This window comes from Microbacterium saccharophilum (assembly GCF_007992455.1).
In the GTDB taxonomy this organism is placed as follows: Bacteria; Actinomycetota; Actinomycetes; order Actinomycetales; family Microbacteriaceae; genus Microbacterium; species Microbacterium saccharophilum.
The window spans coordinates 158,806-184,162 of the sequence record NZ_BKAH01000002.1; the positions used below are offsets into that span (position 1 = coordinate 158,806).

13 protein-coding genes are annotated in these 25,357 nt (G+C 72.4%); 11 read left to right on the forward strand and 2 right to left on the reverse strand.

Annotation, left to right across the window (positions count from 1 at the left end):
* Positions 1-183 precede the first annotated feature (183 nt).
* From MSA03_RS02795 to MSA03_RS02805, 3 genes are read left to right on the forward strand one after another with little or no spacing between them, the layout of a single operon-like run.
* Positions 184-939 (forward strand): LamB/YcsF family protein, encoded by a 756-nt coding sequence (locus MSA03_RS02795; RefSeq protein WP_147049560.1) that lies wholly within the window; start codon positions 184-186, stop codon positions 937-939.
* On the forward strand, positions 936-2,606 hold the full coding sequence (locus tag MSA03_RS02800) for a 5-oxoprolinase subunit B/C family protein (protein ID WP_244946297.1): 1,671 nt from the start codon (positions 936-938) through the stop codon (positions 2,604-2,606). Before MSA03_RS02795 ends, MSA03_RS02800 begins: the two co-directional genes overlap by 4 nt.
* A gap of 10 nt (positions 2,607-2,616) precedes the next feature.
* Complete coding sequence (locus tag MSA03_RS02805) at positions 2,617-3,189, forward strand: hypothetical protein (protein WP_028496550.1); 573 nt, start codon at positions 2,617-2,619, stop codon at positions 3,187-3,189.
* A gap of 28 nt (positions 3,190-3,217) precedes the next feature.
* Here MSA03_RS02805 and MSA03_RS02810 read toward each other — a convergent pair whose 3' ends face one another.
* Positions 3,218-5,848, reverse strand: coding sequence for an ATP-binding protein (locus MSA03_RS02810; protein WP_147049562.1), 2,631 nt, complete (start codon positions 5,846-5,848; stop codon positions 3,218-3,220).
* Between the two features lie 313 nt (positions 5,849-6,161).
* On the opposite strand from MSA03_RS02810, the gene rpoB reads away from it, so the two are divergent.
* From rpoB to MSA03_RS02825, 3 genes are all read left to right on the forward strand, one after another.
* Entirely contained in the window at positions 6,162-9,659 is a 3,498-nt protein-coding gene (gene rpoB, locus MSA03_RS02815; protein ID WP_147049563.1) for a DNA-directed RNA polymerase subunit beta, read from the forward strand.
* 41 nt (positions 9,660-9,700) lie between these two features.
* Positions 9,701-13,576, forward strand: a complete 3,876-nt coding sequence (gene rpoC / locus MSA03_RS02820; RefSeq protein ID WP_028496548.1) for a DNA-directed RNA polymerase subunit beta' — start codon at positions 9,701-9,703, stop codon at positions 13,574-13,576.
* Positions 13,577-13,715: 139 nt separating this feature from the next.
* A complete protein-coding gene (locus MSA03_RS02825) occupies positions 13,716-14,315 on the forward strand; it encodes a hypothetical protein (protein WP_147049564.1) in 600 nt (199 codons plus the stop codon).
* Here the strand turns inward: MSA03_RS02825 and MSA03_RS02830 are convergent.
* Positions 14,312-14,935, reverse strand: a complete 624-nt coding sequence (locus tag MSA03_RS02830; protein ID WP_028496546.1) for a hypothetical protein — start codon at positions 14,933-14,935, stop codon at positions 14,312-14,314. The two genes, MSA03_RS02825 and MSA03_RS02830, sit on opposite strands and share 4 nt — an antisense overlap.
* A 169-nt stretch (positions 14,936-15,104) precedes the next feature.
* Here MSA03_RS02830 and MSA03_RS02835 point away from each other — a divergent pair, with 169 nt between their 5' ends.
* The 5 genes from MSA03_RS02835 (at position 15,105) to MSA03_RS02855 (ending at position 25,349) form a co-directional block, all read left to right on the forward strand.
* On the forward strand, positions 15,105-16,151 hold the full coding sequence (locus tag MSA03_RS02835; RefSeq protein ID WP_028496545.1) for an ABC transporter: 1,047 nt from the start codon (positions 15,105-15,107) through the stop codon (positions 16,149-16,151).
* A gap of 4 nt (positions 16,152-16,155) precedes the next feature.
* Positions 16,156-16,629, forward strand: a complete 474-nt coding sequence (locus tag MSA03_RS02840; RefSeq protein ID WP_028496544.1) for a DUF6121 family protein — start codon at positions 16,156-16,158, stop codon at positions 16,627-16,629.
* Positions 16,630-17,517: 888 nt separating this feature from the next.
* Complete coding sequence (locus MSA03_RS02845; RefSeq protein ID WP_028496543.1) at positions 17,518-18,183, forward strand: hypothetical protein; 666 nt, start codon at positions 17,518-17,520, stop codon at positions 18,181-18,183.
* Between the two features lie 126 nt (positions 18,184-18,309).
* Entirely contained in the window at positions 18,310-19,434 is a 1,125-nt protein-coding gene (locus MSA03_RS02850; protein ID WP_147049565.1) for a serine/threonine-protein kinase, read from the forward strand.
* On the forward strand, positions 19,434-25,349 hold the full coding sequence (locus MSA03_RS02855) for an Ig-like domain-containing protein (RefSeq protein ID WP_147049566.1): 5,916 nt from the start codon (positions 19,434-19,436) through the stop codon (positions 25,347-25,349). The genes MSA03_RS02850 and MSA03_RS02855 overlap by 1 nt, the downstream gene beginning before the upstream one ends.
* Positions 25,350-25,357: the final 8 nt, after the last annotated feature.

Sequence of the window (25,357 nt, forward strand, 5' to 3'; positions counted from 1 at the left end):
GCCGCCCCGGCCCGCCCCCTCCGCCCCCTCTGTGCCCTTCGCGCCCCGAGAAGCCACATCCGGCACGAGAAACCACATCCGGCGTGAGAAACCGCGTGTGTCGTGGTGTCTCGTGCTCGATGTGGTTTCTCGGCGCCGCCGGGTCCGCCACTCCGGCTGCGGACGCGGCGCTACCGTGGGTGCATGGCGGCGATCGACCTCAACGCGGACCTCGGCGAGACGGTCGATGGGATGCCGACGGCCGACGACGAGGCGATGTTCGAGGTCGTCTCCAGCGCCTCCGTCGCGTGCGGCGGCCACGCGGGAGACGCCGCCTCGATGCGCGACGCGGTCGAGCGCGCCGCGCGCCGCGGCGTCGCCGTCGGGGCCCACCCGTCCTACCTCGACCGCGCGGGATTCGGCCGCGCCGCGCAGGACGTCGACCCCGCCACGCTCCGCGCGCAGGTCGCGGCGCAGCTGACCGCGCTCGTCGGCGCCGGCGCCGACCTCCGCTACGTGAAGCCGCACGGCGCGCTCTATCACGCGGTCACGGCGGATGCCGCTGCCGCCGCCGCCGTCGCGACCGCCGTCGCGGACGTCGCCGCGCGCCTCGGCCGCCCGCTGCCCGTCCTGGGCCTGGACGGCGCGATCGCCCGTGCGGCGGAGTCCCGCGGGCTGCCCTTCCGCCGTGAGGCGTTCCTCGACCGCGGGTACCGGGCCGACGGCTCGCTCGTCCCGCGCGGCGAGCCGGGCGCGCTCCTGCACGACCCGGATGCCGTCGCCGCCCGCGCCGTGCGGCTCGTGCGGGAGGGCGTCGTCGAGGCGGCGGACGGGACCCTCGTGCGGGTGGATGCCGTGTCACTCTGCGTGCACGGCGACACCGCGGGCGCCGTCGCGATGGCGCGGGCCGTCCGTCTGGCGCTGGACGCGGCGGGTGTGGCGGTGCGCGCGCCGTGGTGACCGGCCTCCGCCTGCTGCCGTTCGGCGACCGGGCCGTCCTGGCCGAGGTCCCGAGCCTGCACGCCGTGCTCGACCTGCACGCACAGCTGACGGCGGCGCCCCCGCCCGGGGTCGTCGACATCGTCCCCGCGGCCCGCACGGTCCTCGTCCGCGTGGACCCCGGCGCGCTGCCGCTCACGGCGGCGCGGGCGTGGATCACCGCCGCCGCGGAGGCGCCGGCCGCCGCGCCGGCGCCCTCCTCCCTCGTCGAGCTTCCGATCACGTACGACGGCGCCGACCTGGCCGAGACGGCCGACCTGCTCGGCCTCACCCCCGCGGAGCTCACCGCCCGGCACGCCGCCGCAGAGTGGACGGTCGCGTTCACCGGTTTCGCCCCCGGCTTCGGCTACCTCGTGAGCGAGGAGTGGCCGTTCGACGTACCCCGCCGCGCGACTCCGCGCACCCGCGTGCCGGCCGGCGCCGTGGGGCTCGCCGGCGCGTTCAGCGGGGCGTACCCGCGCGAGACGCCGGGCGGCTGGCAGCTCATCGGCACGACGCCGGCCCCGCTCTTCGACCCGGATGCCGGCACCTCGGCCCTCCTCGCACCGGGTGCGCGCGTGCGGTTCGTGCCGCAGGTTCCGGATGCCGTGAGCGGCGCCGCACCCGTGACCGGCGCCGCCCCTGCCGACCGTGCCGGCACGGCCGGTGCGCCCCCGCCTCCCGGTTCCACCCCCTCCGCGTCTCGCGGCCGCGCCGACTCCACCCCGCCCGTGCCTCGCGTCCCGGCGACCCCGAACCTGACCCCCACCCCCGCCCTCACGATCCGCGAGCCCGGGCTCCTCGCCACCGTCCAGGACCAGGGCCGCCCCGGTCACGCCGCGGAGGGGGTCGCCGTCTCCGGCGCGCTGGACCGCGCCGCGCTGCGCACCGCGAACCGGCTCGTCGGCAACGACGAGGGCGCCGCGGGGGTCGAGATCACGCTGGGCGGGTTCCGCGCCGTCGCGCACACCGACCTGTGGGTCGCCGTGACCGGCGCGTGGGGTCCGATCCGCTGCGCCGGTCGCGAGCTCGCGCCGTACGAGGCGCACCTGTGGCCGGCCGGCGCGGAGCTGCAGGTCGACTGGTTCACGCGCGGCGCGCGCGGCTACCTCGCGGTGCGCGGCGGCCTCGACGCCCGCGCGGCGCTCGGGTCCCGGAGCACCGACATCCTGTCCGGGCTCGGCCCGGCCCCCCTCGCCGCCGGCTCCGCGCTCGCGCTCGCCGCCGCCGCGGCGCGCCCCGTCCCGCCCGACGACCTGCACCCGTGGAGCCCGCCCCGAGACGACCTCATCGAGGTGGAGCTCGCCCCGGGGCCCCGCGCCGACTGGTTCGCCCCGCCCGCGCTCGCCGCCCTGTTCGAGGCGGCCTGGACCGTGACCGGTCAGGCGGACCGCGTCGGCATCCGACTCGACGGACCGCTCCTGGACCGCGTGCGCACCGACGAGCTCCCCAGCGAGGGGATGGCCCCCGGCGCCCTGCAGGTCCCACCCGCCGGCCGCCCTGTCATCCTCGGCGCGGACGGGCCGGTCACCGGCGGCTATCCCGTCATCGCGGTGGTGACGGATGCCGGACGCGACGCGCTGGCGCAGGCGCGCCCCGGCACGACACTGCGCTTCCGGCACGCGCGGACCGGGCCCTGGCCCGCCTAGGGTTGACCGCATGTCGCGCACAACGAAGTCCGTCCCCCTCGTCCTCGTCGCCCTGCTGGCACTGGCGGGATGCTCGTCGTCCCCCGCCGTGGAGGCGGACCCGACGGATGCCGCCGACCCCGGCACGTCCGCGGCGACCGGCGACACGATCTCCGGCACCGGCTACTCCTTCCAGGTGCCCGAGGGGTGGGGCGAGCCCGAGCAGGAGATCGAGGGCTTCGACCCCGACGCGTTCGCCGCCGACCTCGACGACGCCGACGGGTTCTCGGACAACGTCAACGTGATCCTCTCGCCGGCCGGCGAGGTGACGCCCGAGCAGGTGGAGACCCTCGGCGTCGAGGAGCTCGAGGGCGTCGGCGCGACCGACGTCGAGATCGGCGACCGCATCACCGTCGCCGGCTCCGAGTCGGCGCACCTCTCCGCCGCGCTGGCGTCGGAGGGCACCGAGTACGTGGTGGACCAGTTCTACGTCACGGCGGACGGGCAGACCTACGTCGTCACGTTCTCCTTCAGCCCCACGGTCTCCGACGCCGACCGGGACGAGATCGCCGAATCGGTCCTCGCCTCCTGGACCTGGAGCTGACCGGACCCGCCGCGAGCGCCGGCCTCGGTCACCAGCGCGCGAGCTGCTCCTGCGCCGTGGCGAGCTCGCGCGGGGGCAGCGCGCGGGCGACGGCCTCGGTGAGGGTGAGCTCCGCGCCGCTGGCCTCGCCCTCGGCGACGAGGGCCGGAGCCTTCGCGCGGGCCGCGTCCAGCGACAGCGCGTGCACCGTGAACGCCTCGACGTCGAAGACGCCCACGCGATGGCGGATGGTGGTCGCGGCGGCGGAGAGCTCGCCGGCGCGCCGCGCGTCGCCGCGCGCCGCGGCGACGGCGCACAGTCCCTCGAGGCCGTAGGCGACGCCCTCCTCGTGATGCAGGCGCAGCGAGTCCAGCAGCGTCCGGACGAAGACCGCCTCCGCCTCGTCCACGGCGCCTCCGACCATGAGCAGCCGCCCCTTCTGGTTGCCCGCGATGGACCGGGTGAAGAGGTCGCCGCCCGCGTCGGCGATGGCGCTCGCCCGCTCGAAGTGCGCGAGCGCGTCTTCGCGTGACCCGCGGAGCCACGCGACCCTCCCGAGGGAGACGCGCGTGATCGCCTCGCCCCACGCGTTTCCGACGGCGTGCAGCCGCTCGACCGCCTCGTTCAGCTCCCGCTCGGCGAGATCGATGTCGGGGTCGGGCAGCTGCACGCGCGCGGTCGCCCGCGCCGCGAACGCCATGGCGGCGGCGTCCTCGTCGCCCGCCTCGCCGAACAGCCGCGCCACCTCGCCGAGGCCGGCGACGACCTCCTGCGCGGGGCGCTGCCACAGCTCCCCCCACAGGGCGTAGAACCATGCGACGGCGCGGGTGTGCTGCGTCATCGGCTTGTCCTTGCCCAGCAGCTCCAGCATCCACACCCGCACGCCGGCGAACAGGCCCATGATCCACCAGTAGATCAGGAGCGCCCACGCGAGGTCGCCGGCGTCGTCGAGCCGGTCGATGTAGACGAGATGCCGCACCGCGGCCCGGAGGTTCGCCAGCTGCAGGCCGAGCTCGGCCAACGCCGCCTCCTGCCCGGGGCCCCGCAGTTCCGGCGCGATCCGCCGCACGAGGGCCAGGTGGTAGTCGGCGTGCGCGGCCCGCATGAGGTCGGCCTCGCCGCGCTCCTTGAGCCGGTCGATGGCGTACTCGCGGACGATCGCGAGGAGCGACAGGACGCTCCGCCCGTCGATGTCGGTCTGTGTGACGAGCGAACTGTCCACGAGCGCCGCGAGGCCGTCGATGACCTCGGCCTCCCAGTCGCGTCCGGCGCCGATGGCCTCGACGGCCTCGAACGTGAACCGCTCCGCGAACACCCCGAGGTCCTCCAGGAGCGCCCGGTGCGCCGGGGTCAGCAGGCTCACGCTCCACTCCAGGGTGGCCCGCATCGTGCGGTGCCGCTCCGGCATGTCGCGGACGGCCGCCGTCAGGAGGGGGAGGGCACGGCTCAGCCGCTCCGCGATGGCCTGCGGCGACAGCATCCGCACCTTCGCGGCGGCGAGCTCGATCGCCAGCGGCAGCCCCTCCAGGCGCCGGCAGATGTCCATGACCGCGCCGGCGTTGTCCTCGGTGAGGGCGAAGCCGGGCTTGGCGGCGAGGGCGCGGTCGGCGAAGAGGGCGCACGCCGTCGACATCCCCGCCCGTTCCCGCGTGGCGGGGGCCCCGTCGGCAGGCGTCGTGAGCGCGCGCAGGTCGTAGACCCGCTCCCCGCGGATCCGCAGCACGATGCGGCTCGTCACGAGGAACGTCGCCTGCGGCGCGAGGTCGTACAGTCGCACGAGCAGCGGGGCGGCGTCGACGATCTGCTCGAAGTTGTCGAGCACGATCAGGACGCGCCGGTCCTCCAGCGCCCGTGCGATGCGGCCCTCGAGCGCGGCTTCGCCGTTGTCGCGGATGCCGAGACCGTAGGCGATCGTCGGGATCAGCAGCGCCGGCTCCAGGACGTTCTCCAGCGCCACGAAGTACACCCCGTCGGGGAAGAGGTCCCGGGCGCCCAGGGCGAGCTCGATCGCGAGACGGCTCTTGCCGATGCCGCCGGGGCCGATGAGGCTCACGACGCGGTCGTGGCCGCGCGCCAGCATCTCCCGCACGGCGGCCAGGTCGTCCTCGCGCCCGATCGTCGTCGTGTACGGCACGGGGATGCGCGCCGCCGGCGAGGCGCCGGCGGCGGCCGGATCGTCCCCTTCCGGCGTGCGCCGCGACTCGTCGAAGCGCTCCGCGAGAAGCGTCGCCAGGTCGGCGGCGACCCGGGACTCCAGTTCGTCGGCCGCCGTGAACGGGAGGTAGGCGGCGGTGTCGTCGGCCTGGATGCGGGCGATGAGCTCCGTCAGGCGCTCGTCGCGGTGGTCGGTCGCCTTGATGTAGATGAGCTTCGGCATGTCCCGCGGCGCGAGGTTGTACTCGTCCTCCAGCCCCGACACCTCCTCGTCCGGTGCGACCCAGCCGTAGCTGGCGCCGTAGATGCCCACGAACACGTCGCTCTGCTCCAGGTACGAGCGGTACAGCTCGCGCGGGGGATGCGGGCGGGCGCCGAGCTCGAACATCACCGGCGCGAGGTGGAGGCGCTCGATCGCCGACCGCGCGGCGCGGCGCTCATCGACGAGCTCGCGCAGGGTAGAGCTGACGAAGACCCGGATCCGCTGGTCGGGCGTGCGGATCACGGGGCGGATGACCCCAGTCATGGGGACATCATGGCCTTCCGTCCGCGCTCGCGCCACGGGTTTCCGGCGGATCTCGCGGCCCGACGCCGCGTGATCGCGCGGTTATACCGCAGCATCCGGGACAAATCAAGAATCTCGCTGGACATGGCGCGTCGCCCGGGCTATAGTGGGTAGTTGCGCTCCCTTCCCCCTGCCCTCATATGGTGGTCGGCTTGTGCCTGTTGTGCCCCCGTCGTATTCCGGCGGCGCGTGCTGCGCAGGTTTTCGGGTTCGGGAGCACTCCACCTGACGACAAGGAAACCAGCCCCTGCCCGGGCTCACGGAGGTAATCCCCTTGGCTGCTGCGCGCAACGCAACCAATTCCACCACCACCCCCAAGAACGGCCGTGACGCTTCGCGTCTCACGTTCGCCAAGATCTCCGACACGCTGGCGGTCCCCGACCTCCTGGCGCTGCAGACCGAGTCCTTCGACTGGCTCGTCGGCAACGAGACGTGGAAGGCGCGGGTCGCAGAGGCGAAGGCCGCCGGCCGCACCGACGTGCCCGAGACCAGCGGCCTCGAGGAGATCTTCGAGGAGATCTCCCCGATCGAGGACCTGGGCGAGACGATGCAGCTCTCGTTCACGAACCCGTACCTGGAGCCGGAGAAGTACTCGATCGAGGAGTGCAAGGAGCGCGGCAAGACCTACGCCGCCCCGCTGTACGTCGAGGCCGAGTTCATGAACCACCTCACCGGTGAGATCAAGACCCAGACGGTCTTCATGGGCGACTTCCCGCTCCAGACCACCAAGGGCACGTTCATCATCAACGGCACCGAGCGCGTCGTCGTCTCGCAGCTCGTCCGCTCGCCCGGTGTGTACTTCGACAAGACCCCCGACAAGACGAGCGACAAGGACATCGTGTCGGCGCGCGTCATCCCGAGCCGCGGTGCGTGGCTCGAGTTCGAGATCGACAAGCGCGACCAGGTCGGCGTGCGCATCGACCGCAAGCGCAAGCAGTCGGTCACCGTGTTCCTGAAGGCCCTCGGCCTCTCCAGCGAGGACATCCTCAACGAGTTCGCCGGCTTCGACTCCATCGAGGACACGCTTTCCAAGGACACGATCCTCACCAAGGAGGACGCGCTCCGCGACATCTACCGCAAGCTCCGTCCAGGCGAGCAGGTCGCCGCCGAGGCCGCCCGCGCGCTCCTGGACAACTTCTACTTCAACTCCAAGCGCTACGACCTGGCGAAGGTCGGCCGCTACAAGATCAACCAGAAGCTCGGCCTCGACAAGCCGCTCAGCGACTCGGTCCTGACCGTCGACGACATCGTCGCGACGATCAAGTACCTCGTCCGCCTGCACCGCGGCGACGTCACGTTCGAGGGTCTCCGCGGCGGCAAGACCACCGACATCCGCCTGGACGTCGACGACATCGACAACTTCGGCAACCGTCGCATCCGCGCCGTCGGCGAGCTCATCCAGAACCAGGTCCGCACGGGTCTGTCCCGCATGGAGCGCGTCGTCCGCGAGCGCATGACCACGCAGGACATCGAGGCCATCACGCCGCAGACCCTGATCAACGTGCGCCCCGTCGTCGCCGCGATCAAGGAGTTCTTCGGAACCTCGCAGCTGTCGCAGTTCATGGACCAGAACAACCCGCTCGCGGGTCTGACCCACAAGCGCACGCTGTCCGCGCTCGGCCCCGGCGGTCTGTCGCGCGAGCGCGCCGGCGTCGAGGTCCGTGACGTCCACCCGTCGCACTACGGCCGCATGTGCCCCATCGAGACGCCGGAAGGCCCGAACATCGGTCTGATCGGCCGTATGGCGACCTTCGGCCGCATCAACGCGTTCGGCTTCGTCGAGACGCCGTACCGCAAGGTCATCGACGGCCGGGTCACCGACCAGATCGACTACCTCACGGCCACGGAGGAGAGCGACTTCATCGTCGCCCCCGCCAGCACGCCCCTCAAGGACGGCCACTTCGCCGAGGACCGCGTCCTCGCCCGTCGCGGTCAGGGTGGCGAGGTCGACCTGTTCCACGTCGAGGAGATCGGCTACATCGACGTCTCCCCGCGCCAGATGGTCTCGGTCGCGACCTCGCTCATCCCGTTCCTCGAGCACGACGACGCGAACCGCGCCCTCATGGGTGCGAACATGCAGCGTCAGGCCGTCCCGCTGCTGCGCAGCGAGTCGCCCGTCGTCGGCACCGGCATGGAGGGCCCCGCGGCCATCGACGCCGGTGACGTGATCATCGCGCAGAAGGCCGGTGTCGTCACCGAGGTCTCGGCCGACGTCGTGACCCTGCAGCTGGACGAGGGCGGCACGCAGGACTACTTCCTGCGCAAGTTCGACCGCTCGAACCAGGGCACCTCCTACAACCAGCGCGTGGTCGTCTCGGCCGGCGAGCGGGTCGAGGTCGGCGAGGTCATCGCCGACGGCCCGGCGACGGAGAACGGCGAGCTCGCGCTCGGCAAGAACCTCCTCGTCGCGTTCATGATGTGGGAAGGCCACAACTTCGAGGACGCGATCATCCTCAGCCAGGAGCTCGTCAAGAACGACACGCTCTCCTCGATCCACATCGAGGAGTACGAGGTCGACGCGCGCGACACCAAGCTCGGCAAGGAGGAGATCACCCGTGACCTCCCCAACGTCAGCCCCGACCTGCTGAAGGACCTCGACGAGCGCGGCATCGTCCGCATCGGCGCCGAGGTGCGTCCCGGTGACATCCTCGTCGGCAAGGTCACGCCCAAGGGCGAGACCGAGCTGTCGGCCGAGGAGCGCCTGCTCCGCGCGATCTTCAACGAGAAGAGCCGCGAGGTCCGCGACACGTCCCTGAAGGTGCCGCACGGCGAGCAGGGCACGATCATCGCGGTCAAGGAGTTCAACGCCGAGGACGGCGACGACGAACTCGGCTCGGGCGTCAACCGCCGCGTCGTGGTCTACATCGCCCAGAAGCGCAAGATCACCGAGGGTGACAAGCTCGCCGGCCGCCACGGCAACAAGGGGGTCATCGCGAAGATCCTCCCCGTCGAGGACATGCCCTTCCTCGCCGACGGCACGCCGGTCGACATCGTCCTGAACCCGCTCGGCATCCCGGGTCGAATGAACTTCGGCCAGGTGCTGGAGACCCACCTCGGGTGGATCGCCCAGCAGGGCTGGAAGGTCGAGGGCGACCCGGAGTGGGCCAAGCAGCTCCCCGAGTCCGCTCGCCAGGCCGCGCCCGGCACGAAGGTCGCCACCCCGGTGTTCGACGGTGCCGCCGAGTCGGAGATCGCGGGTCTGCTCGACTCGACGCTCCTCACCCGTGACGGTGAGCGCCTCATCGACCGCTCGGGCAAGACGAAGCTGTTCGACGGTCGCTCCGGCGAGCCGTTCCCGGCTCCGATCTCGGTCGGCTACATGTACATCCTGAAGCTGCACCACCTCGTGGACGACAAGATCCACGCGCGCTCGACCGGCCCGTACTCGATGATCACCCAGCAGCCGCTCGGTGGTAAGGCGCAGTTCGGCGGTCAGCGCTTCGGTGAGATGGAGGTGTGGGCCCTCGAGGCCTACGGCGCCGCGTACGCGCTGCAGGAGCTCCTCACGATCAAGTCCGACGACATCGTGGGCCGCGTCAAGGTCTACGAGGCGATCGTCAAGGGCGAGAACATCCAGGAGCCCGGCATCCCCGAGTCCTTCAAGGTGCTCATGAAGGAGATGCAGTCGCTCTGCCTGAACGTCGAGGTCCTCTCGGCCGACGGCACGGCGGTCAACCTCCGTGACACCGACGACGAGGCCTTCCGCGCTGCTGAAGAGCTCGGCATCAACATCTCCACCCGGTTCGAGACCACGTCCATCGACGAGATCTGACCCGGCCAGGCTTACAAACGATTTTCGACACAGGAGAACTAGTGCTCGACGCAACCACTTTCGATGAGCTTCGCATCGGCCTGGCCACAGCTGACGACATCCGTCGTTGGTCCTTTGGTGAGGTCAAGAAGCCCGAGACCATCAACTACCGCACGCTGAAGCCGGAGAAGGACGGCCTCTTCGGCGAGCAGATCTTCGGCCCCTCCCGCGACTGGGAGTGCGCCTGTGGCAAGTACAAGCGCGTCCGCTTCAAGGGCATCGTCTGCGAGCGCTGCGGCGTGGAGGTCACCAAGTCCTCCGTCCGCCGTGAGCGCATGGGCCACATCGAGCTCGCCGCGCCGGTCACCCACATCTGGTACTTCAAGGGCGTCCCCTCGCGTCTCGGCTACCTGCTGGACATGGCGCCGAAGGACCTCGAGAAGGTCATCTACTTCGCCGCGTACATGGTCATCTCGGTCGACGAGGATGCTCGTCACCGCGACCTGCCCACGCACGAGTCGAACCTGCGCCTCGAGCTGAAGAACCTCGCCGACCGTCGTGACGCCCGCGTCGCCACGCGTCTGGCGAAGCTGGAGGAGGAGCTCGCCGCCCTGGAGGCGGAGGGTGCCAAGGCCGACCAGAAGAAGAAGGTCAAGGACGCCGCCGAGAAGGACATGGCCGGCATCCGCAAGAGCTCCGACGAGCAGATCGGCAAGCTCGAGCGCGTCTGGGAGGAGTTCCGCAACCTCTCCGTCGGTCAGCTCAAGCAGGAGGACGACGTCTTCCACGAGCTGCAGGACCGGTTCGGTCAGTACTTCGAGGCCTACATGGGCGCCGAGTCGATCAAGCGTCGCCTCGAGGCGTTCGACCTGGCCGCCGAGGCCGAGTCGCTGCACCTGCAGATCTCCGAGGGCAAGGGCCAGCGCAAGATCCGCGCGATCAAGCGCCTGAAGGTCGTCAACTCGTTCCTGCAGACGGGCATGAGCCCGGCCGCGATGGTCCTCGACGTCGTCCCGGTGATCCCGCCGGAGCTGCGCCCGATGGTCCAGCTCGACGGTGGCCGCTTCGCGACCAGCGACCTGAACGACCTGTACCGCCGCGTGATCAACCGCAACAACCGTCTCCGTCGCCTGATCGACCTCGGTGCCCCCGAGATCATCGTCAACAACGAGAAGCGGATGCTGCAGGAGGCCGTCGACGCGCTGTTCGACAACGGCCGCCGTGGTCGCCCCGTCACGGGCACCGGCAACCGTGCGCTGAAGTCGCTGTCCGACATGCTCAAGGGCAAGCAGGGCCGCTTCCGTCAGAACCTCCTCGGCAAGCGCGTGGACTACTCGGGCCGTTCGGTCATCATCGTCGGTCCCCAGCTCAAGCTGCACCAGTGCGGTCTGCCCAAGCAGATGGCGCTCGAGCTGTTCAAGCCGTTCGTGATCAAGCGCCTCATCGACCTCGGTCACTCGCAGAACATCAAGGCCGCCAAGCGCGCCGTCGAGCGGACCCGTCCCGAGGTCTGGGACGTGCTCGAGGAGATCATCCGCGAGCGCCCCGTGCTGCTCAACCGTGCGCCCACGCTGCACCGTCTCGGCATCCAGGCCTTCGAGCCTCAGCTCGTCGAGGGCAAGGCGATCCAGCTGCACCCGCTCGTCTGCGCCGCGTTCAACGCGGACTTCGACGGTGACCAGATGGCCGTCCACCTGCCGCTGTCGGTCGAGGCCCAGGCCGAGGCCCGCATCCTCATGCTGGCGTCGAACAACATCCTGAAGCCGTCCGACGGCCGCCCGGTGACACTGCCCTCCCAGGACATGATCATCGGTCTGCACCACCTGACCACGGTCATCGAGGGCGCAGCAGGCGAGGGCCGCGTGTTCGGCTCGGTCGGCGAGGCGATCCTGGCGAAGGACGAGGGCACCCTCGACCTGCAGGCCAAGGTCCGCATCCGCGTCCCGGGTCTGACGTTCCTCGAGGGCGAAGCCCCCGAGGGCTACGAGCGCCACGGTCTCGTGGACGCCTCGCTCGGCCAGGCGATCTTCAACGACACGCTCCCCAAGGGCTACCCGTTCGTCCGCGAGCAGGCCGACAAGGGCAAGCTGTCGCAGATCGTCAACAAGCTGGCCGAGGAGTACCCGAAGGTGGAGGTCGCGGCTTCGCTCGACCGCATCAAGGACGCCGGCTTCTACTGGGCCACCCGTTCGGGTGTGACCGTCGCGCTCAGCGACGTCCTCACGCCGCCGAACAAGGCCGAGATCGTGGCGGGCTACGAGAAGCAGGCCGCGAAGGTCCAGGGCCAGTTCGAGAAGGGCCTCACGACCGACGCCGAGCGTCGCCAGGAGCTCATCAAGATCTGGACCGAGGCGACCGACGAGGTTCAGGGCGCGATGCGCGCGAACTTCCCGGCCGACAACACCATCAACCGCATGGTGAGCTCGGGCGCTCGTGGTAACTGGCTGCAGATCCGCAACATCGCGGGTATGCGCGGCCTCGTGAACAACCCCAAGGGTGAGATCATCCCCCGTCCGATCATCTCCTCGTACCGCGAGGGTCTGTCGGTGGCGGAGTACTTCATCGCGACGCACGGTGCCCGTAAGGGTCTGGCCGACACGGCTCTCCGTACCGCCGACTCGGGCTACCTCACGCGTCGACTCGTCGACGTCTCGCAGGATGTCATCATCCGCGAGGAGGACTGCGGGTCGAACAAGGGCCTGGAGTTCACGATCGCGGCGCCCGGCGCCGACGGCACGCTGGTGAAGGACGCGAACGTCGAGAACTCGGTGTTCGCCCGTACCCTCGCCGCGGATGTCGTCAGCCCCTCGGGCGAGGTGCTCGCCTCCGCCGGCGACGACGTGGGCGACGTGCTCATCAACGCGCTCGTCGAGGGCGGCGTGGAGTCCATCAAGGTCCGCTCGGTCCTCACCTGCGACTCGGCTGTCGGCGTCTGCGCGAAGTGCTACGGCCGTTCGCTCGCGACCGGCAAGCTCGTCGACATCGGCGAGGCCGTCGGCATCATCGCGGCCCAGTCGATCGGTGAGCCCGGCACCCAGCTGACGATGCGCACCTTCCACACGGGTGGTTCGGCGTCCGCCGATGACATCACGCAGGGTCTGCCGCGCGTGCAGGAGCTGTTCGAGGCCCGTACCCCCAAGGGTGCGTCCCCGATCGCCGAGGCCGACGGTGTCATCAAGATCGACGAGACCGACAAGGCCAAGAAGGTCATCCTGACGCCCGACAACGGCGACGAGCCGCACGTCTACCCCGTCCTCAAGCGCGCCACCCTCCTCGTCGAGGACGGTCAGCGCGTCACGGTCGGCCAGCCCATCCTGGTGGGCACGCTCGACCCCAAGGAGGTCATGCGTGTCATGGGTGCCCGCGAGGTGCAGAAGTACCTCGTGAACGGCGTCCAGGGCGTGTACCGCTCGCAGGGTGTGCCGATCCACGACAAGCACATCGAGGTCATCGTGCGCCAGATGCTGCGCAAGGTCACCGTCGTCGACCACGGCGAGACCACGCTGCTGCCGGGTGAGCTGGTGGACTTCAAGCGCTACCAGCAGATGAACCGCGAGGCGGTGGCCGAGGGCAAGCGTCCCGCGTCCGGCCGTCCCGAGCTGATGGGTATCACGAAGGCGTCGCTCGCGACGGAGTCGTGGCTGTCGGCGGCATCGTTCCAGGAGACCACCCGCGTTCTGACGCAGGCGGCCATGGAGGGCAAGAGCGACCCGCTCGTCGGCCTCAAGGAGAACGTCATCATCGGAAAGCTCATCCCCGCCGGCACCGGCCTTGCGAAGTACCGCAACGTCGTGGTCGAGGCGACGGAGGAGGCCAAGAGCGAGCGGTACCCCAACCGCATCTTCGCCTCGGACGGCGCGTACAGCGACGCCGACCTGAGCTTCGTCGACTTCGACAGCTTCTCGACGGACGACTTCACGCCCGGCACGTACAACTGAGGCGGATGCCGGTGGTCACCCACCGGCATCCCTCACTCGAAGGCCCTCGGCATCATGCCGGGGGCCTTCGGCGTTCCCGTTCCGCGGCTCCTCGGAGCGCCGGTGCGGGCGCCGGGGCCGGGGCGCCTACCGTGGGAGCATGACCCGGGTCGGCGGCAGGAATGCGATCTTCGCGTGGGTCGTGGGGCTCATCAGCGCCGCGATCGTGGCGGTGCTCGTCGTCCTCGCGCTGCCGATGCTCCCGACATCCCTCGCGTGGCTCGGCGATCAGGTGAAGGGCCCGGTATCCGCCCCGGAGGCCCGCGACGAACCCGCCGAGGGCGGCGCGCCCGCGGAGTGCCGCGATCTGTACAGCCAGCCCCTGTGGGCCTCGCTCGTCTGGGCGCCGGACTCGGTGCTCACGCCCTCGCGCGACCTGCCGACCACGACGGCGACAGGACTCGTCGAGGCGCTCGCCCCGACCGTCCGGATGACCTGCACCTGGCGGTCGGCGGAGGGCGAGATCTCCACGACGCTCGCGGAGGTGGCCACGGATGCCGGCGCGATCGCCGCGACCGCCCTCCCCACCGCGGGCTTCGCGTGCGCCGCGTCCGACGGACGCACGCGCTGCACGCGCACCGACGGCGAACTCGTCGAGACGATCGAGGCTGGCGGCGGGCTGTGGCTGTCGACATCCCAGACGTCCTGGCAGCCGGCGGACTACCCGGGGCGGGTCGCGGACGCCGTCTGGGCGGATTAGAGCGCGGACGGCCAGATCGCGCGGATGACGGCGGTCGTGTAGCCGGTCGGCGCGAGGTTCGAGTACTGCGTGTCGATGAGCACGCCGTCACGGTAGAACAGCGTCCGGCCGTCGGTGACCGGGAAGTCGGCGTTCTCCCACGTCTTCTCGCAGCGGAGCCCGCCGGCCGGCTCGTAGCAGACGAAGCCTTCGTCCATGCGGGCGTTGAAGTAGTCGAGGACGTCGTTCTTCGGCGCGTAGTTGATCGTCGTCTCGAGCCGCGTCGTGTCGGCGCCGGGCTGCCCCCAGACGCAGCGCAGCGACCGGTCCGGGAGGACGCCGGTCTCCCCGAATGCCGGGTCGTTCAGGGGAACGCCCTCCAGCTGGGTGCGGACGGCGTCGTCGACGATCGCCTCGCAGTCCGTCGGCAGCACCGTCATGGACAGCACGGGGCCGGACGGGACCGGCGGGACGCCCGTGGGCGTCGCGGTGGGCGTCGGCGTCGGGGTGGCGGCGGCCGTCGTGGGGGCATCGGACGGCGCCGCCTCGGGGGTCGGCGCGCAGGCCGCGAGGAGCGCAGCGAGGAGCACGGCCCCGGCCGGAGCGGCGAGGAGCGCGCGGCGTGCGGACGGGGACGACATGTCCTCCACGATAGGCGGGAGGTTCCCACCCGACGCCCCGACACGTCGCGGGGCTCGGCCCTGCACGGGACACGTCCCGACACGTCGGCATGGCTCCCGGACTGTGTGCGGCGGGCGCGTTACGCTCACTGTGCGGCGGCGAACGCCTTCGCGTGAGGAGCACATCGCAATGAGCGACCCCAAGTACGGTGAGCCCGTCGACGACAGCACTCCCGCTCGTGACGACCGGTCCGTCGATGACGTGGTCGGCAGCGCCAACGCCGGTCTCGCCGAGGCCGAGGCGGCCAAGCGCGACGCCGTGACCCCCGAGGAGCAGGCCGCTGCGGCGCGCTCCGACGAGGCCGCCCGTGACGACCTCGCCGCCGACGCCGCGCGTGACGACCGCCCCGTGGGCGCCGCGTACGACGACCGCCAGGATGCCGTCTACGGCGACCGCGGGACGCGCGACGCCGCGACGACCGGCGCCGCGCACGACCGGTCCGCCGACGACGACGGCCTCGACTACCTCCGCACGGGCCCGGCCGCGACCGGCTCCTCCGTCGACGCCTCCGCCGACGACCGTTACTCGATGGCTCCCTCCGCGGCGCCCACCGAGACGTACCGTCCGGTCGAGAGCGAGCCGGTCGCGCCCGTCGCCGCCCCCGCGCCCCAGCCGATCTTCGTCCAGGCCCCCGAGGCCCCGCGCGCCCGCGGCAACCGCGGCGCCGCCGGCGCCATCGGCCTGCTCGCCGCGCTCTCCTTCGCCGTGCTGTACCTCGCGGCCGCGCTCGGCTTCGGCGCGATTCAGGGCGACGTCACCCTCGAGAACGTCGGCGAGGAGGCGCTCGCCGCGCTCACCACGTGGTGGTTCTGGGTCCCCGTCGTCGTCTTCTTCCTCGGCTTCTGGATCCTCGGTGCGGTCATCAACCGCGGCCGCTGGGGTCTGTGGGTGATCTTCGGGATCATCGTCGGCGCCGTCGCGTACGTGGGCCACCTGCTGGGCCAGCTGTTCCAGGCGCCGTTCTGGACGCTCACCGCCAGCGAGGGCGCGGAGATCGTCAACGACCAGCTGCTCGCGCCCCTGGCCATCGCCGCGTTCGTCTTCGGCCGCGAGCTGACGATCTGGTTCGGCGCCTGGGTCGCGGCACGCGGCAAGCGCGTGACCGAGCTGAACTACGAGGCGCAGCGCGAGTACGAGCGGACGCTCGAGGCGGGCCCGCAGCTTCACCGCGTGTGATGCCATGACCGGCCGTGGAGTGGCGCCGCCGGTGGCGGTGGCGCTCGCGACGGTGGCGTTCGTCGCGCTCGCGATCGGCGGCCTCGGGATGGCGAGCCTCCTGCTCGAGGCCGACGTCATCGCGACACCCGGCGTCGGCCAGCTCGCCGGCATCCTGGCCCTCACGGTCTCGACGGGGGCTTTCGGCGGCCTGCTGTGGGCGTATCTGCGTCGCCCGCAGCCTTCGTACGTCGCCGCGCTTCCGGTGACGGTGGCCGCCATGCTCGCGTACCTGGTGGGCTTCGGCCTGGGCGCGATGCTGCAGGGGACGGATGCCGCGCTCGCGCTCGCCGCCGCGGGCGGATTCGCGACCTCGTGGTTCGCGCTCGTCCTGGCCGGGGCCGCGTTCGTCGCGGCCTGGTCGGCCGTGGCTCTCGTGCGCACGCGCGCGGAACGTCCGCGCTGGCCGTGGGAGCGCGACGACCTCGACGAGCCCTGACCCGCCGCTGCGCGCGTCGTCGGCGTGGCTCGGTCGCTGGGGCTCTGGCGGCGGCCGCCCGCCGCGGTTCGCTCGCGCCGAATGGTGGGTGTGCACGCGTCGCACCCGCACTTCAGCGCGGATGAATATCCCCGCTCAGGTTCACTCGCGTCAAATGGCGGGTCTCGACGCCCCGCACCCGCACTTCGGCGCGGATGAATATCCGGGCTCAGGCTCACTCGCGTCAAATGGTGGGTCGCGACGCCCCGACCCGCACTTCGGCGCGGGCGAAGATCCCCGCTGAGGTTCAGTCGCGCCAAATGGCGGGTCTCGACGCCCCGCACCCACACTTCGGCGCGGGTGAAGTGCTTAGGGTCGCCGGGCGGCGACGCCTGGCGCCGCGGACGCTACGGCGAGCTCGCTCATCCGCGCCGCATGGCGGGCCCCGCTGGCACGCACTCGCAATCTGGCGCGGATGAGTGCGGGGCCGGGAGCGTGTGGTGCCCCGCGGCCGATTCACCCGCGCCGAATGGCGGGTGCCCTCGCCCCCAACCCGGGTTTCGGCGCGGATGAAGACCCCGCGGCCGATTCATCCGCGCCGAGTGGCGGGTGTCTTCGCCCTGGACCCGCGTTTCGGCGCGGGTGAAGATCCTGGCGAGCGCTCGCCCCGGCGAGCGCGGCCCCGAACGGCTCCGACCGCTCCCGGCGCGCCCGCCCCACCGCCCCGGCCCGCCCCGCCCACGCCGCGTGGCGCCAGCCCCACCGCCCCGGCCCACCCCCGGCGGCCCCGCCCCCGCCCACGCCGCGTGGCGCCCGCCCCACCGCCCCGGCCCATCCCCGGGGCGCGGCGCGGACGCGGTTTCCGCGGCGCATACAGCGAAACGCCGCGCCGCACGGAACAATGGTCCCGTGGAGCGGTCGATCGAGACCCAGGTCAGCCAGGCGGTGGACGCCTGGCTGAAATGGCTGCCGCGCTGGGAGCCGGCGACGCACCGCGGCCGCGTGGCCCCGTGCCGCCGCTGCTTCGGGTCTCCCGTGCTGTCGGCGGCGGGGCTCGGCGCCGACGTGCCGCACGGCGTGCAGCACGGCCTGTCCACGCGAGTGAAGACCATCGTCGACCGCGCCGTCGCCGAGTACACGGCGCGGAACCTCCCGATGCTGCAGGCCGAGCTCGATCAGCAGGCGGCGCGCAACCAGGCGCGCAGCTACCGCCCCGCCGAGGGCCTCGACCCCGAGTTCGAGGGACTGCCCATGGACCCCGACCCCGTGCCCGGGTCGCCGTTCCTCTTCACGATCTCCGGCCTCGCCGAGGAGGCCGCGGCCGCGGTGCCCGACCTTCCCCCGCTGTCCGAAGAGGCCAAGAGCGCCCTCCGCCAGGAGGTGCGCCTCGCCGACGACTACGCCAACATGATCGGCCGCGAGGTGTGCACCATCCTCCTGCACCACCGCCTGCGCATCCAGGCGGCCGTGGGCCAGTACGTCGAACCGCAGATCGCGGCGATGCTCGAGGAGCTGACGCGTTCCCTCGACGCACCGTTCGACCCGGGCGCCGAGCCGGGGCTGCCCGACCTGTAGCCCCGCCCGCAGCGCCCCGCCCGGCGCGGCCCGCCTTTGTTAGCATTGGCCGGACTCGCCGCAGAGGACGGCCACCCGGCATCCGCGTGGCACAGCGTCTTTTTCCGTCGACCGGTGAGGGGTGGCATGGCACAGAGGCTCCCGTCGTCGCCGCCCATCCTCCCCGGCCTGGATTACGTGCGGCCCCTCGGATCGGGCGGTTTCGCCGACGTGTTCCTCTACCAGCAGGACATGCCCCGTCGCGCCGTGGCCGTCAAAGTGCTGCCGACCGATGAGCGCGACCCCGACCTGCTCCGCATGTTCAACGCCGAGGCCGACGTCCTCGCGCACCTGTCCGCACATCCCGCCATCGTCACGGTCTACCAGGCCGGCATCTCCGCCGACGGACGGCCGTACATCGTCATGGAGTACTGCCCCGGCTCGCTCGCGCAGCGATACCGCATCGAGCGGATCCCGGTCGAGGAGGTCATGACGATCGCCGTGCGGCTCGCCGGCGCGCTCGAGTCCGCGCACCGGGCCGGGCTCATCCACCGCGACATCAAGCCGAGCAACATCCTCGTCACGACGTTCGGCGCGGCCGTCCTCGCCGACTTCGGCATCTCCGCCTCGCTGCTGCGGCACACCCCGGGGGAGGTGCTGGCCATGTCGATCCCGTGGAGCGCGCCCGAGGTGATCGCGGAGCAGACCGCCGGCACGGTGGCGAGCGAGGTCTGGAGCCTCGGCGCCACCGTGTACTCCCTCCTGGCCGGGCACAGCCCGTTCGAGCGCCGTGAGCGCGGCCAGAACACCCGCGAGCACCTCCGCCGGCGCATCGCGCGCGCCACCTTCATCCCCGTCCAGCGCCCCGACATGCCCGACGATCTGCAGCGCGTGCTCGCGACGGCGATGGCGCGCGACCCCGCCCAGCGGTACCGCACGGCCCGCGAGTTCGGCGAGGCGGTCCGCGATGTGCAGCGGAGTCTCGGCATCGCCCCGACACCGCTCGAGGTGCCGACCGAGGAGTGGACGCCGGTCTCGGACGAGGTCGACTTCGCCGACGCGCGCGTCCGCGGTCCCGTTCGCACCACCGTGCCGCACGAGACCCGCCGGCGCCGCGGGACGGACTCGGGCCCGCCCCGCGGGCGTGATGAGGACTCCGCGATCTCCGGCGGCCCGCCGCCCCGGCGGCTGATCTGGCCGTGGGCGGTGGGCGCCGTCGTCGTCGTCGCGGTGATCGTCGTCGTCGCGGCCGTCCTCCTGGGCGGGCGCTGATGCGACGCCGCACCGTCGTCGGCCTCGCCGCGAGCGCCCTCGCCGTCGCGCTCGTCACCGGGATGAGCATCGTGTGGCCCGGCCTCGACGCGCAGGACACACCCCCGAAGGATGCCTCGGTGTGGGTGCTGCAGAGCGACGGCCTCCGCTACGCCCGCGTGAACACGGCCATCGGCGAGCTCGACACGGTGCGAAGCGTCGCCAACCCGACGCGCATCGTGCAGGCCGACACCGGCGCCTACATGTTCACCGACAGCGACAGCAAGGTCATCCGCATCGACGAGGCGGCGCCGGTGGACCTCGATGCGCAGGGACTCGAGCAGGCGGACTCCGCCCCGGCGGGGACGCGCGAGGCGGTCAGCGCGGGGGACTTCGTCGCCTACCGCACCGACACCGGCGCCGTGTACGCGGGCCGGCTCTCCACGGGGTCCTTCGCCCGGGTGGACCCGTTCGGGTCACCGGATGACGAGGACCGCGTGCCGTACACGGCGGACGCCATCGCCGTGGACCCGGAGGGGATGCTGTTCGGCTACTCGTCGACAGCGGATGCCGTGCTGCGCTTCGACGTCGTCTCCTCGACCGTGCGGGGCGAGGATCCGGTCGCCGCCGACCCGGATCTTCCGGCGCTGACCGCGGCCGGTGAGGACTGGGTCCTCGTCGACGCCGGCGACGGGCGATTCTGGGCCCGCGGCGCCGACGAGGGCGGGCAGGCCCCGACGCAGGGCGCGGTCGTGCTGAGCCGTCCCGACCCGGACGGCGACGCCGTGTATCTCGCGGATCAGAGCAGCCTCGTGCGGGTCGGCGTCGACGGCGGCACCGAGCAGATCGTGCCTCCCGGAACCACGGTGCGGGGGACGCCCGCCCGCCCCGTCATCCGGGACGGCGGGGTGTACGCCGCCTGGCTTCCGGAAGGCGCGGGGCCCGGCGCGCTGTGGGACGCCGGACGGATCCGTCCCCTCGAGTACGCCGGGGCGGAGCTCGGTCCGCAGCGTCGCCCCGTCTTCCTCGACACCGGTGACGCCCTCGTGCTCAACGACGCCCGGTCCGGGTGGGTGTGGACCGTGGAGGATGCCCGGCTCCTGCCCTCCAGTCAGCGCTGGGACATCGAGAAGGTGACCGAGACGGCCGCCGAGACCAGCGAGGAGGAGCCGCCGGCCGTCATCGACCCGCGGCCGCCGGTCGCGGTCCCCGACGCGTTCGGCGTCCGCCCGGGTGCGCTGGTGCCGCTGCCCGTGCTGCTGAACGACCACGACCCCAACGAGGATGTCCTCGCCGTCGACCCGACCTCCGTGACGGGCCTCGACCCGGGTTTCGGCGTCCTGACCACCACCGATGACCGCCAGCGCCTCGCGGTGCGCGTCGCGTCCGACGCGCGCGGCACGGCGACCTTCTCCTACGCCGTCTCGGACGGGACCGCCGAGAAGGGCCTCACCTCCGAGCCCGCGAGCGTGACGCTCACCGTCGCGGCGGAGGCCGCCAACTCCGCGCCGGTCTGGTGCGGAGTCCCGGGATGCCGGCAGAGCGCCGTGACGCCGCAGCTGCCCCGCGGCGGGACGCTCACGCTGCCCGTCCTCACCGACTGGGTCGACCCCGAAGGCGACGCCATGCTGCTGAGCAGCGTCGTGAACACCTCCGGCATCGGCAAGGTGGCGTGGGTTCCGAGCGGCGAGCTCGTCTACCAGCACAGCGACGCGACCGGCCGGGACGAGAGCATCACCCTCAGCTACACGGTGTCGGACACGCACGGTGCGAGCGCGACGCGGACGCTCGTCATCCGCGTCGTCGGCGAACCGGAGCCGACGGTGCAGTCCTTCGCCGTCGTCGACATCGCCGGCTCGCGCCTCACCGTGGATGTCGCGCCGCATGTGACCGGCGCGGCGGGGGAGATGACGCTGACGGCCGCCCGCGTGCTCGACGACGCCGCCGCGACCGCCACCGTCGTCGGCGGCACGACGCAGTTCGACTTCTCGACGACCGAGCCGGGCACGTACCGGGTGGCGCTCACCGTCGCCGTCGGCGGCGGCGAGGCGACCGGCACCGCCCGCATCACGCTGCTCCCCGCGGACGCCCCCGCCCAGCTGTCCACCGCACCCGTCATCGCGTTCGTCCGCCCGCAGGCCGACGCGACCATCGACGTGTTCGCCGCCGTGTCCAATCCCACGCGGCGGGTGCTGCTGCTGAGCGACGTCGTGGCGTTCCCGGCACCGGGGGCGACCCTGTCGGTGGATGCCGTCGCGCAGAGCCAGCTGCGGGTCTCCGGCACGACCGCGACGGCGGAGCCGGGGCTCCTCGGCACCGTCGCCTACCGGGTCAGCGACGGCACGAACGACGAGGGTGCGTCGGTGGAGGGGCTCGCGACGGTCTACCTGCTGCCCCCGCCTCCGGAGATCGCCCCCATCGCCGTCGACGACACCGTCGTCGTCCGGGCCGGGTCGCAGGTCGACATCCCCGTGCTCGCCAACGACTTCGCGCCGTCGGGGGCCCGCCCCCGCATCGACCCGGAGTCGGTCGTGTCCTCCAGCGAGGGCGCCCTGGCGTTCGCATCCGGCGACCTGCTCCGCTACCTCGCGCCCACCACGCCCGGCACCTACACCGTCGAGTACGACGTCTTCACGACCGGTTCCCCGACCCTGACCGACACCGCCACCGTGCGTATCCGCGCGCTCGCCGACGATGCGAACCGTCCCCCGCTGCCCGCGAACCTGTCCGGCCGGGTCGTCAGCGGGCTGTCCTCGACCATCCCGTTCGACGGATTCGGGATGGATCCCGACGGCGACGTCGTGCGCCTGGACCGTATCGTCGACCAGCCCGATGTGGGGTCGGCCGCCATCTCGGCGGACGGCGCATCGATCGTCTACACGAGCGTGGCCGGCGACAGCGGTCAGCACTCCTTCCGCTACCGCGTCGTGGACGCCGCCGGCGCGACCGGCGAGGCGACGGTGCGGGTCGGCGTGCTCACCGGGGATGCCAACCCGGGACCGGTGACCTACACCGACTACGTGCACGTCCAGCAGGGCGACGGCAACGTCATCCACGTCCGGCCCCTGTCCAACGACCTCGACCCCATGCGGGGGAAGCTGACGCTCACGGACGTGCGACCGGACGTCCCCGCTGCCGCGGCCGATGGAACGCCCTCCGAGGAGTACGCGCTGCTGGAGAGCCGCATCCTCTCCGTCACCGACGACACCGTCACCATCGCCGCGGGGACCGAACCGACCACGATGGCCTTCCTGTACGACGTCGAGTCGTCCTCGCGCAACACCGCACGGGGTCTCATCGTCGTGCGCGTCGTCCGGGAGCGTGTGCCGGACTACCCGATCGTGGCCGACACCGTCCTCACCGTCGAGGACCGTGAGGACTTCGCGACCGGCGTGGATGTGCTCGGCGGCAAGGTGACCTGGTCCGGCGGCGAGGTGGACGAGCTCGCGCTCGGGCTGTGGCGGTCGCCGCGCGGCGTCGAGGTCGACGGCGATCGCCTGCGGGGCGAGCTCACCGAGCAGGCGCGCATCATCCCGTTCTCCGTCACGGGGCAGACATCCGACGGGCCCGTCACGACCTACGCCTTCCTGCGCCTGCCGGCCGAGGCCGACCCGCCGCTGACGCTCCGCTCCGGCATCCCGCCGCTCGTCGTCGGGGAGGGCGAGGCGGAGACGGCCGACATGGCCGACCTCGTCGCCCGCCCCCGCGGCACCGACCTCGAGATCGGCGACGTGCGCGCGTCCGGCGCGCGCGCGGCCGCCGTCTGCGAACGGGTGCGGGGCACGACGGTGCGCTACACGGCCGGGGAGGGGGCGCCGTGGACGGACGCCTGCCTCGTGTCGGTGCGTCTCGCCGGTCAGGGCGGCTGGACCGTGCTGCCGGTGCCCGTCACCGTGACGCCCCTCGACCCGCAGCCGACGCTCAGCCCCGCCTCCATGACGGTCGCACCGGGGGAGTCGCAGACCTACGACCTCGGCGAGCTCACGACCTGGCAGGGACGCGCGGAGGCGATCGAGTACCGCGTCGAGGACACCGCCGCCTCGTTCGACATCGAGCTCCGCGGCGCCGTGCTCACCGTCGCGGCACGCGACGACGCCCGACCCGGCACGTCGGAGTACGTGACGGTCGAGGTCCTGAGCCACGCCGGCGTTCCGCCCGCGCGCATGATCCTGCGGGTCGGCGCCGCGCCCTCCGTGCTGCCGCAGGGCGGCACGGTGCAGCAGCTGTGCAGCCAGTCCAGCGGGACCCAGTGCACCATCACGGTGATCGGCGCGGCCGGCGAGGTCAACCCGCTGCCCTCCACCCCGCTCGAAGTCGTGGCCGTCGCCCCCCGCGGCGTCTGCACGGGGGTCACCTTCACCGTCGCCTCGGCGCGCACGGTCACCGCCTCCTGGACCGCGGACGCGCCCGGCGCGACCTGCGCAGCCTCCTTCTCGGTCCGCGACGCGCAGGACCGGCTGAGCGCCGGGGAGCGCGACGGCGCCATCCTCCTCGACCTGCAGGGGTACCCGCAGGCGCCGGCGAGCGTCGTCCAATCCGCCTACGGCGACGCCTCCCTCACCCTGCGCGTCGACCCCGGCGCCGCGCGCAGCGCCTATCCCGCGCTCCGCGGCTTCGAAGTGCGTCACGGCGGGGTGGTCGTGGCGCAGTGCACGGACGCCGGCGTCTGCCCCGCCCTGACCGCGCCGAACGGGGAGCGGCGCGAATTCGAGGTCGTGGCCGTCAACGCCGTCGGCGTCTCGCGGACGTCCGTCCGCACGGTCGCCTGGGCGTACGACCCGCCGGTGCCGCCGCGCGCGGTCACCGCGGCCCCGCTCGTCACGAGTGGCGAGGGCGGCCTCGTGTCGCTCGCCATCACGGGCGTGGATGCCTCCGACACGGGGTCGCTCCAGATCGCCAGCCCTGCCGGCGAGACCATCACGGTGGCCGTCGCGGAGGGGCAGACCGCGGTGACCGTCCCGTCGTTCCGGGTGGGCGCGAACACGGCGACACCCATCACGGTGACGCCGCGCTCCCGCTTCGAGGTGCCGCCGGTCGCCGGCGCCGCCCCCGTCATCGAATCCCTCACGGCCAGCGCCAGCGGCATCGGCGCGCCGGTCGACCTCGGGCTCGCGCTGACGGCGACGGCCGCGGGCGGCGGGCGGACCGATGTCTCCGCAGTGGGCTCGGCGAGCCTGAACGGCGACGGGTCCGAGCTTCGCTGGGGGATCGTGCGGGACGGTCAGCCGTGCGTCGCCTCCCCCGGCGGGCGCACCGCGGAGTTCCGCGGGCTCCCCGACGGACGCCTCTACACCTTCGTCCTGTGCGTCGAGTCGTGGTTCGACGGCCGGTCCTTCGGGCGCTCGACGACCACCGCGGAAGTGCGCGCCGTGCAGTCCACGGCCGCCCCGGAGGGCTTCACCTTCGTCGTCGGGCCGACGCCGCATGTGGACGGTCAGCGCGCCCGGTGGACGATCGACTCCGTCCCCACATCGCGGGAGACCCCGCCCTATGACAATGTCGCCGCCTTCCGCGGCTACCCCTCGGGCGTCTTCGACACCGACCCGGGCATCACGGTCCGCTACGAGCACGTCTCCGGGTGGTGGCAGTCCGCGTGGGGCGCGGTGACCCCCGCGCGCGGCAGCGCCCCCTACCAGGTGCAGGCGCGCTGGTGGGTCGACGCCTGCAACGGCGGTGCCCGCCTCGTGCCGCAGGCCGCGTCGACGGACTCCCTCGCACGAGTCGACTTCACCGCCGTCGGCATGCGGTACTACGACGCGGCCGGCGCCGAGCTCGCCCCCGGCACCGACCCCTGGATCGTCCCGGACGCCGCGGTGCGCGTCACCGGCATCGGGGTCGTGGTGGACTGGGTGGAACGCGGCTGGGGTCTGCGTCCGGCGGCAGCCGAGTTCTCCGCCACCTGCAGCCCTGCCCCATCGCCTCCCCCCGGCGACTGACAGACGAG

What these genes read in the sequence shown, in the direction of transcription:
- MSA03_RS02830 (WP_028496546.1), bottom strand. Translation starts at nt 14,935, where the DNA reads ATGTCGTCCCCGTCCGCACGCCGCGCGCTCCTCGCCGCTCCGGCCGGG.
- MSA03_RS02835 (WP_028496545.1), top strand. Translation starts at nt 15,105, where the DNA reads ATGAGCGACCCCAAGTACGGTGAGCCCGTCGACGACAGCACTCCCGCT.
- MSA03_RS02855 (WP_147049566.1), top strand. Translation starts at nt 19,434, where the DNA reads ATGCGACGCCGCACCGTCGTCGGCCTCGCCGCGAGCGCCCTCGCCGTC.
- MSA03_RS02810 (WP_147049562.1), bottom strand. Translation starts at nt 5,848, where the DNA reads ATGACTGGGGTCATCCGCCCCGTGATCCGCACGCCCGACCAGCGGATC.
- MSA03_RS02850 (WP_147049565.1), top strand. Translation starts at nt 18,310, where the DNA reads ATGGCACAGAGGCTCCCGTCGTCGCCGCCCATCCTCCCCGGCCTGGAT.
- MSA03_RS02795 (WP_147049560.1), top strand. Translation starts at nt 184, where the DNA reads ATGGCGGCGATCGACCTCAACGCGGACCTCGGCGAGACGGTCGATGGG.
- MSA03_RS02825 (WP_147049564.1), top strand. Translation starts at nt 13,716, where the DNA reads ATGACCCGGGTCGGCGGCAGGAATGCGATCTTCGCGTGGGTCGTGGGG.
- MSA03_RS02805 (WP_028496550.1), top strand. Translation starts at nt 2,617, where the DNA reads ATGTCGCGCACAACGAAGTCCGTCCCCCTCGTCCTCGTCGCCCTGCTG.
- MSA03_RS02840 (WP_028496544.1), top strand. Translation starts at nt 16,156, where the DNA reads ATGACCGGCCGTGGAGTGGCGCCGCCGGTGGCGGTGGCGCTCGCGACG.